Origin of the sequence: Ramlibacter sp., assembly GCF_013697775.1 — a bacterium.
Lineage (GTDB): Bacteria > Pseudomonadota > Gammaproteobacteria > Burkholderiales > Burkholderiaceae_C > Ramlibacter.
In genome coordinates this window covers 1-9,087 of the sequence record NZ_JACCWG010000419.1, presented here as the reverse complement: position 1 = coordinate 9,087, position 9,087 = coordinate 1, and the positions used below count along the sequence as shown (strand labels likewise).

The window sequence follows — 9,087 nt, the reverse complement described above, 5'->3', positions numbered from 1 at the left end:
CCCACGCCGCCTGCACCTGCGCCCACGCCGCCGCTGCCGGAGCCGCTGCCCGATCCGCCACCGCCCACGCCGGCACCGCCGCCGTGTCCACCGCCGCCGCCGCCCACGCCGGCACCACCGCCAGCGCCGCTGCCGCCGCCCACGCCACCGGCGCTGGCGCCAGCGCCACCACCATTACCGCCGCCGACTCCACCGCCGTTACCGGTGGCGTTGGCCATCGACAGACCCAGCGCGCTGACAAGGGCCGCAGCCACCAGCGTCAACTGGAACTTTCCGCTTTTCGTCGCCTTCATGAAATTGCTCCCGGTATATTTAAAAAGGTTGTTTCGTGCAGCCGCACAAGGCAGCCACGTGTCGGGTCGCTTTTCACCGGAAGGCTTTTGGCCGGATGGTGTCTAGCGATAGAGCCATGTTGCAAAACGAAAGACATGCGCCTCGTCGGTACCATGCGTGGGATGTTGTGCGTGCGCACTGACGCGTGTCCGCCGAGCCACCCAATCAGCTTTTTTGTGTCTCGGATGTGTGACAACGCGGCCGTAATGGCTCAGCAGTTGACGATCGGCCCCGTGTGCGGCGCGCGGGGTTTAGCATTCGCCGAGCGCAACCACCCGACAGCACACGATGTTTAGATCCTTCTTTCTCTCGCGCCGCTGGTTCGCCTGGTCCCTCCTCGGTTCGGCCCTGATCCTGTGGGCCACCTGGTACCGGGTGAATCTCGACGTGCAGATCAACGAGTGGTTCGGCACTTTCTACGACCTGGTGCAGCGCGCGCTCGGCAAGCCCGGCAGCATCACGCTGGCCGAGTTCTGGGCGCAACTGATGACCTTCGGGCGCATCGCCATGATTTACGTCACGGTGGCGGTGGTGCTTGACTTCTTCATCAAGCACTACATCTTTCGCTGGCGCCAGGCCATGAACGACTGGTACATGGCGCATTGGGACCAGCTGCGCACCATCGAGGGCGCGGCCCAGCGCGTGCAGGAGGACACCATGCGCTTCGCCAGCATCATGGAAGGGCTGGGCGCGGAGTTCATGCGCAGCCTGATGACGCTGGCCGCGTTCGTGCCGATCCTGTGGGCCTTGTCGGCAAAGGTGACCGAGCTGCCGGTGCTGGGCGCGGTGCCGCATTCGCTGGTGTGGGTGGCGCTGGCCTTCGCCATGGCCGGCACGGTGCTGCTGGCCATCGTCGGCGTCAAGCTGCCGGGCCTGCAGTTCCAGAACCAGCGGGTGGAAGCGGCCTACCGCAAGGAACTGGTCTATGGCGAGGACCATGCCGAGCGCGCCGCGCCCGAGGACGTGAAGCGGCTGTTCGGTGCCGTGCGCACCAATTACTTCCGCCTGTTCTTCCACTACCTGTATTTCGACGTGGCGAAGTACTGCTACCTTCAGTTCGGCGTGCTGGTGCCCTACATCGCGCTCGGCCCCACGCTGGTGGCAGGCGCCATCACGCTGGGCGTGATGCAGCAGATCGTGCGCGCCTTCGGCCGGGTGGAAGGCGCGTTCCAGTACCTGGTGCTGAGCTGGACCACGGTGGTGGAGCTGATCTCCGTCTACAAGCGCCTGCGCGCCTTCGAGCTGCAGATCAGGCAGCCGCCGCCAGCCGCCGCAGTGCGTCCCGCGTGAAGGTGTCGGCCGGAAAGAAGGTCTCCAGCGCCAGTTCCTGCAGCGTCACGTCGACCGGCGTGCCGAACACGGTGGTGGTGCTGATGAAGCTCAGCACGCCGTCGGGCGTGCGGAACTGCAGCGGCATGGCCACGCCGAGCAGCTCGCCTTCCAGCTGCGCGTGGCTCGCGTCGTCGGGCACCGGATAGCCGCGCAGCTCCTCGGCCAGCGCGGCCAGCTGCGCGTCGCCGGTGGCCTGCACCTGCTGGTGCAGGCGCTCGAGCAGGTGCTCGCGCCACTGCCGCAGGTTGACGATGCGCGGCGCCAGGCCCAGCGGATGCAGGCTGAGGCGCAGCACGTTGATCTGTCCCTGCAGCAGCGACGGGTCGGCGCCGGCCATCAGGTGCGGCACCATGGCGTTGGCGGCCACCAGGTTCCAGTGCCGGTCCACCGCCAGCGCCGGGTAGGGCTCGTGGCTCTTGAGGATCAGCTCCACGGCCTCGCGCGCCGCCGCCAGCGCGGGGTCGCTCAAGGGACGCTCGCGGTACATGGGCGCATAGCCCGCGGCCACCAGCATGCCGTTGCGCTCGCGCAGCGGCACGTTCAGCCGTTCGGCCAGGCGCAGCACCATCTCGCGGCTGGGTGCCGAGCGGCCGGTTTCCACGAAGCTCAGGTGGCGGGTGGAGATCTCGGCTTCGTGCGCCAGGTCGAGCTGGCTCAGCCGCCGGCGCTGGCGCCAGTTGCGCAGCTGTTCGCCGAAGGCCGGAGGCATGCCACGGTGCTGCGCGAGGGTCTGGGTGTCCATCATGGACCGCATGGTAGGGCCAGCGCCGCCGCAGGCGCATTACCTGCGAGGTCATCGACCTTGAGCACTGGGCGGCGAATCATCGGCGCACCGTCAACCCAAGGAGCCCCGCCATGTCGATCTTCGCCTCGCCCCGATTCCTGCGCAACGTGATGCTGGCCGATGCCGCGTCCTGCCTCGCCACCGGCGCGCTGCAGTTGGCCTTCACCGGCACGCTGGCCGAACTGCTGCACCTGCCCGCGCCGCTGCTCATGGAGTCGGGCATCTTCCTGGTGGCCTACGCCGCCGTCGCCGCCTTCGTCGGCCTGCGCGAGCCGGTGCCGCGCGGCCTGGTGCGGCTGTTCGCCATCGGCAACTTCGGCTGGGCGATCGGCTGCGTGCTGCTGCTGGCCATGGGCGGCTTCGCGCCGACCGCGCTGGGCACGGCCTGGGTGCTGGCGCAGCTGGCCTGCGTCGCGGTGCTGGGCGAGCTGCAGTGGATGGGCCTGCGCCGGGCGCCGGTGGTCGGCTGGGCCTGAACGGAGGCCCTGCGCGGGCCCTGCACAGTGCCGTTATGGAGGGCTTTTCAGTTCTTGTATGCTGCATCGGATCGGCCTTTGGCCCCCTTGCCACAGATCAGGAGTAGAGCCCCCATGACCCGCGTTTTCAACTTCAGCCCCGGTCCCGCCAACCTGCCCGAGCCCGTGCTGCGGCAGGCCGCCGAGGAAATGCTCGACTGGCACGGCACGGGCATGTCGGTGATGGAAATGAGCCACCGGGGCAAGGAGTTCATCGCCATCCACGCCGAGGCCGAGGCCGACCTGCGCGAGCTGCTGGCGATTCCGCCGAACTACAAGGTCCTGTTCATGCAGGGCGGCGCCATCGGCGAGAACGCCATCGTGCCGATGAACCTGATCGGCCGCACCGGCCGCGCCGATTACGTGGTCACCGGCGACTGGTCGAAGAAGTCGGCCAAGGAAGCCAAGACCTACGGCCAGGTGAACGTGGTCGCCTCGGGCGAGGAAGGCAAGTTCACCGCCATTCCGGCATTCAATGAATGGAAGCTGGACCCCGGCGCGGCCTACGTGCACATCTGCTCCAACGAAACCATCGGCGGCGTGCAGTACCACTGGACGCCCGCCACCGGCGATGTGCCGCTGGTGGCCGACATGTCCTCGGACATCCTGTCGCGCGCGATCGACGTGAGCAAGTACGGGCTGATCTACGGCGGCGCGCAGAAGAACATGGGCCCGTCGGGCGTGACCGTGGTGATCGTGCGCGAGGACCTGCTCGGCCACGCGCTGCCGATCACGCCCACGGCCTTCAACTACAAGACGCAGGCCGAAGCCGACTCCATGTACAACACGCCGCCGACCTATGCGATCTACATCGCGGGCCTGGTCTACAAGCACGTGAAGGCGCTCGGGGGCATGAAGGCCATGGAGGCGCACAACAAGGCCAAGGCCGCGCTGCTGTACGACTACCTGGCCGCGAGCAGCTTCTACACCAACCCGGTGGCGCTGCCCGACCGCTCGCTGATGAACGTGCCGTTCACGCTGAAGGACGCGGCGCTGGACGAGCCTTTCCTGAAGGGCGCGCAGGCGCGCGGCATGATCCAGCTGAAGGGCCACCGCTCGGTGGGCGGCATGCGCGCTTCCATCTACAACGCCATGTCGATGGAAGGCGTGCAGGCGCTGGTGGCGTACATGAAGGAATTCGAGGCGCAGCATGGCTGAGGCCGCCGTCGCGCGCGGTCCCTTCCAGGTGCTGGTGCTCAACCAGATTTCGCAAGGCGGACTGGACCGGTTGCCCGCCGGGGCCTACCTGGCCGGCAAGGATTTTGCCGCGCCCGACGCCGTGCTGGTGCGCTCGGCCGACATGCACAAGATGGACATCCCGGCCTCGGTGCGGGCCATCGCGCGGGCCGGCGCCGGCACCAACAACATCCCCGTGAAGGCGATGAGCGCGCGCGGCGTGCCGGTGTTCAACGCGCCCGGCGCCAACGCCAACGCGGTCAAGGAACTGGTGCTGGCCGGCATGCTGATGGCGGCGCGCAACATCTCGCCGGCCCAGGTCTTCGTGCGCGGCCTGGACACCGGCGCGGCCGACCTCGACAAGACGGTGGAAGAGGGCAAGAAGTCGTTCGCCGGCTTCGAACTCGCGGGCCAGACGCTGGGCGTCATCGGCCTGGGCAAGATCGGCTGCCTGGTGGCGGACGCCGCCATTAAGCTGGGCATGAACGTGCTGGGCTACGACCCCGACATCACGGTGGACGCGGCCTGGAGCCTGCCCGCGCAGGTGAAGCGTGCGGCCAGCGTGAACGACGTGCTGAAGAACGCGCAGTTCGTCACGCTGCACGTGCCGCTGCTGGACGCAACCCGCCACATGGTGAACGCCGACAACGTGCGGCTGATGCGGCCCGAGGCGGTGCTGCTCAATTTCTCGCGCGAAGGCATCGTCGACGACGCGGCCGTCATTCCCGCGCTGGACGGCCGCCAGCTGGGCTGGTACGTGTGCGACTTCCCGGCGCCGGCAACGCTCGGGCATGCACGCGTGATCGCGCTGCCGCACCTGGGCGCCTCCACCCGCGAGGCCGAGGAGAACTGCGCCGTGATGGTGGCCGACCAGCTGCGCGACTACCTGGAGCAGGGCAACGTCGCCAACGCGGTGAACTTTCCCAGCGTGAGCATGCCGCGCGAATCGGCCTGGCGCGTCGCCATCGCCAATGCGAACGTGCCCAACATGGTGGGACAGATATCCACCGCCATGGCGCAGGCGGGCCTGAACATCCACACCATGGTCAACAAGTCGCGCGGCGACATGGCCTACACGCTGCTGGACGTGGACAGCGCGGTGCCCGACAGTGCGCTGGAGGCGATCCGCTCCATCGAAGGCGTGCTCGCGGTGCGGTACCTGCCCCAATAGCGCGGCTGTTCGGACAAACCCGACACGGCGCCAGCGTGTGGGGGCAAAATCGATGCAAACCAACAACATGTTTGCATCACAAAAAAATGTCCCACGCCTTCGCTGAGCTCATCAAGACCTTCAAGACCCGCTCCGGTGCGAGCGGACGTTATTTCTCCCTGCCGCTGCTGGCGCGGCAGTTCCCCAAGATCAACCGGCTGCCGATGTCCATGCGCATCGTGCTGGAGTCGGTGCTGCGCAATTGCGACGGCAAGAAGATCACGGCCGAGCACGTGCGCCAGATCGCCAACTGGTTTCCCAACGCCGACCGCAGCACCGAGATCCCGTTCGTGGTGGCGCGCGTGATCCTGCAGGACTTCACCGGCGTGCCGCTGCTGGCCGACCTGGCCGCCATGCGCAGCGCCGCCGCCAAGCTCGGCCGCGACCCGGGTACGGTCGAGCCGCTGGTGCCGGTGGACCTGGTGGTGGACCACTCGGTGATGGTCGACCACTACGGGTCCAAGGACGCACTGGACCTGAACATGAAGCTCGAATTCCAGCGCAACCGGGAGCGCTACGAATTCATGAAGTGGGGCATGCAGGCCTTCAAGACCTTCGGCGTGGTGCCGCCCGGCTTCGGCATCGTGCACCAGGTGAACCTGGAGTACCTGGCGCGCGGCGTGCACAAAACGGCCGACGGCATGCACTACTTCGACTCGCTGGTCGGCACCGACAGCCACACCACCATGATCAACGGCATCGGCGTGGTCGGCTGGGGCGTGGGCGGCATCGAGGGCGAGGCCGCCATGCTGGGCCAGCCGGTGTATTTCCTCACGCCCGACGTGGTTGGCTTCGAGCTCACCGGCAAGCTGCGCGAAGGCGTGACCGCCACCGACCTGGTGCTGACGGTGACCGAGATCCTGCGCAAGCACAAGGTGGTGGGCAAGTTCGTCGAGTTCTTCGGCGAAGGCACGCGCAGCCTGGCCGTGCCCGACCGCGCCACCATCGGCAACATGGCGCCCGAGTACGGCGCCACCATGGGTTTCTTCCCGGTGGACGAGAACACCATCGAATACTTCGAGGGCACCGGCCGCACGCGCGAGCAGATCGAGGCGTTCGAAACGTATTTCCGCGCGCAGGGCATGTTCGGCGTGCCGATGCCGGGCGACATCGACTACTCGCAGGTGGTGCGGCTCGACCTGGGCAGCGTGACGCCCAGCCTGGCCGGCCCCAAGCGGCCGCAGGATCGCATCGAGATCGGCAAGGTGGCGGAGAACTTCCGCGAGCTGTTCTCGCGCCCCGCCGCCGAAAACGGCTTCAACCAGCACGCCGAGACGCTGATGTCGCGCCACCTGGTCAAGCGCGACGACAACGAGATGAGCCGCAAGGTGCCGGACAACCCGCCCACGCCGCTGGCGGCGCCGCGCTTCGAGATGGAGATGGAGGCCAACAAGCCCACGCTGCCGGCCGCGCACGCACGCGCGGAGCCCGTGCGGCCGCAACGGGCGGAGGCGTCCGACGACATCACCATCGGCAACGGCGACGTGCTGATCGCCGCCATCACCAGCTGCACCAACACCTCCAACCCCGGCGTGCTGCTGGCCGCCGGCCTGCTGGCCAAGAAGGCGGTGGAGAAGGGCCTGCGCGTGCAGCCGCACATCAAGACCTCCCTGGCGCCGGGCTCGCGCATCGTCACCGAGTACTTCGAGAAGACCGGCCTGCTGCCCTACCTGGAGCAGCTGGGCTTCAACCTGGTGGGCTACGGCTGCACCACCTGCATCGGCAACTCGGGCGACCTCACGCCGGAGATCAACGAGGCCATCACGCAGAGCGACCTGGTGTGCGCGGCCGTGCTCTCGGGCAACCGCAACTTCGAGGCGCGCATCCACCCGAACATCAAGGCCAACTTCCTGGCCAGCCCGCCGCTGGTGGTGGCCTATGCGCTGGCCGGCACGGTGCTCAAGGACCTGATGACCGAGCCGGTAGGCGTAGGCGCCGACGGCAAGGACGTGTGGCTGGGCGACATCTGGCCGACCAGCAAGGAGATCTACAAGCTGATGAAGTACGCGATGAACGGCAAGGCGTTCCGCGCGAACTACGGCAAGGTCAAGAGCGATCCGGGCGCGCTGTGGGAAGAGATCCACGGCGTCGCCGGCCAGACCTACAACTGGCCCACCAGCACCTACATCGCCGAGCCGCCGTTCTTCGACGACTTCAGCCTGCAGCCGCCGGTGGAAGGCGCAGACGGCGTCACCGTGCGCAACGCGCGCATCATGGCGATGTTCGCCGACTCGATCACCACCGACCACATCTCGCCGGCGGGCTCCATCAAGGAGAACTCGCCGGCCGGCAAGTACCTGCTTTCGCACAAGGTGCTGAAGCCGGACTTCAACAGCTATGGCTCGCGCCGCGGCAACCACGACGTGATGATGCGCGGTACCTTCGCCAATGTGCGCATCAAGAACCTGATGATCCCGGCGCGCGACGACGGCTCGCGCGAGGAGGGCGGCCTGACGATGTACCGCGACGCGCAGGGCAACGCCGAGAAGATGTTCATCTACGACGCGGCCATGAAGTACATCGCCGAAAATCGCGCCACGGTGATCTTCGCCGGCGAGGAATACGGCACCGGCTCGTCGCGCGACTGGGCCGCCAAGGGCACGCAGCTGCTGGGCATCAAGGCCGTGGTGGCGCGCAGCTTCGAGCGCATCCACCGCAGCAACCTGGTGGGCATGGGCGTGCTGCCGCTGCAGTTTCAGGGCAGCGACACCTGGCAGTCGCTGCGGCTGGACGGGCAGGAGCTGATCGACATCATTCCCGACCCCGAGCTGCGCCCGCAGAGCGACGCGCTGCTGGTGGTGACGCGCCCCGACGGCACGAAGCTGGAGGTCACCGTCACCCTGCGCATCGACACGCCGATCGAGGTCGACTACTACCAGCACGGCGGCATCCTGCCTTACGTGCTGCGCCAGCTGCTGGCGGCGTGACGGCGTGAGCCGGGAACTGCTGATCGCCGGCGGCGGCATCGGCGGCCTGGCCGCGGCGTTGGCCGCGCGGCGCGCCGGCTGGGAGGCGCGCCTGTTCGAGCAGGCCGAGGCGTTCTCCGAAGCCGGTGCCGGCATTCAACTGGGGCCGAACGCCACGCGCATCCTGCGCGAATGGGACCTTCTGGAAGGCGGGTTGGACGCATGCGTGGCACGGCCGGAGTGCTTGAGCGTGCGCGAAGCAGCCGATGGCCGCGAGCTGGGGCGGCTGCGTTTCGCCGACTTTGCGCGGCGGTACGGCGCGCCGTACCTCACGGCGCACCGCGCCGATCTCCAGCAGGTCTTGCGCGGCGCGGCGGAGGATGCCGGTGCATTGCTCGTGACGGGCAGGCGCATCGAGAACGTGCAGGCGGGCGACGACCGCGTGTGCGTCAATGGCGGCGTGGAGGGCGATGCGCTGGTGGGCGCCGACGGCGTGTTCGGCCGCGTGCGGCTGCAGGTGATCGGCGGCGAGCTGCCGTACTTCACCGGCCACGTGGCATACCGGGCGCTGGTGCGCCAGGATGCGCTGCCGCAGGCGCTGCGCAGCAGCGACGTGACGGTGTGGCTCGGGCCCCGGCTGCACCTGGTGCGCTATCCGGTGCGCGCCGGCGAACTCCTCAACGTGGTCTGCCTGGTGGAGGGGCGGCTGCAAGGCGATCCGCGCAACTGGGACCAGGCCGCGGCGCTGGCCGACCTGCAGGCTGCGATGGGCCCGGCCTGCGCCGACGTGCGCGACCTGGTCGCCGCCATCCCGCAATGGCGCCTCTGGGC

Annotated in this window: 8 protein-coding genes; 6 read left to right on the top strand and 2 right to left on the bottom strand. The window is 68.1% G+C overall.

The window, feature by feature from the left end:
• A partial coding sequence (locus tag H0U68_RS21260) for a hypothetical protein (protein ID WP_296358898.1) occupies nucleotides 1-293 on the bottom strand: 293 nt, incomplete at its 3' end.
• Nucleotides 294-621: 328 nt separating this feature from the next.
• On the opposite strand from H0U68_RS21260, the gene sbmA reads away from it, so the two are divergent.
• On the top strand, nucleotides 622-1,623 hold the full coding sequence (sbmA, locus tag H0U68_RS21255) for a peptide antibiotic transporter SbmA (protein WP_296358897.1): 1,002 nt from the start codon (nucleotides 622-624) through the stop codon (nucleotides 1,621-1,623).
• Here sbmA and H0U68_RS21250 read toward each other — a convergent pair.
• Nucleotides 1,583-2,410, bottom strand: coding sequence for a helix-turn-helix transcriptional regulator (locus H0U68_RS21250; protein WP_296358896.1), 828 nt, complete (start codon nucleotides 2,408-2,410; stop codon nucleotides 1,583-1,585). The genes sbmA and H0U68_RS21250 overlap by 41 nt on opposite strands.
• Before the next feature lie 110 nt (nucleotides 2,411-2,520).
• Here H0U68_RS21250 and H0U68_RS21245 point away from each other — a divergent pair, with 110 nt between their 5' ends.
• The 5 genes from H0U68_RS21245 to H0U68_RS21225 all read left to right on the top strand — a co-directional run.
• Nucleotides 2,521-2,925: a hypothetical protein gene (locus H0U68_RS21245; RefSeq protein ID WP_296358895.1), complete on the top strand. Its 405-nt coding sequence runs from the start codon at nucleotides 2,521-2,523 to the stop codon at nucleotides 2,923-2,925.
• A 114-nt stretch (nucleotides 2,926-3,039) separates the two neighbouring features.
• Nucleotides 3,040-4,122 carry a 3-phosphoserine/phosphohydroxythreonine transaminase gene (gene serC / locus H0U68_RS21240; RefSeq protein WP_296358894.1) on the top strand — a complete coding sequence of 361 codons (1,083 nt, stop codon included), beginning with the start codon at nucleotides 3,040-3,042 and terminating at the stop codon, nucleotides 4,120-4,122.
• Nucleotides 4,115-5,311: a phosphoglycerate dehydrogenase gene (locus H0U68_RS21235; protein WP_296358893.1), complete on the top strand. Its 1,197-nt coding sequence runs from the start codon at nucleotides 4,115-4,117 to the stop codon at nucleotides 5,309-5,311. The genes serC and H0U68_RS21235 overlap by 8 nt, the downstream gene beginning before the upstream one ends.
• An 86-nt stretch (nucleotides 5,312-5,397) precedes the next feature.
• Nucleotides 5,398-8,277: an aconitate hydratase gene (locus H0U68_RS21230; RefSeq protein WP_296358892.1), complete on the top strand. Its 2,880-nt coding sequence runs from the start codon at nucleotides 5,398-5,400 to the stop codon at nucleotides 8,275-8,277.
• Between the two features lie 4 nt (nucleotides 8,278-8,281).
• Nucleotides 8,282-9,087: FAD-dependent monooxygenase (locus H0U68_RS21225; protein WP_296358891.1), on the top strand; the 806-nt coding region annotated here is incomplete at its 3' end.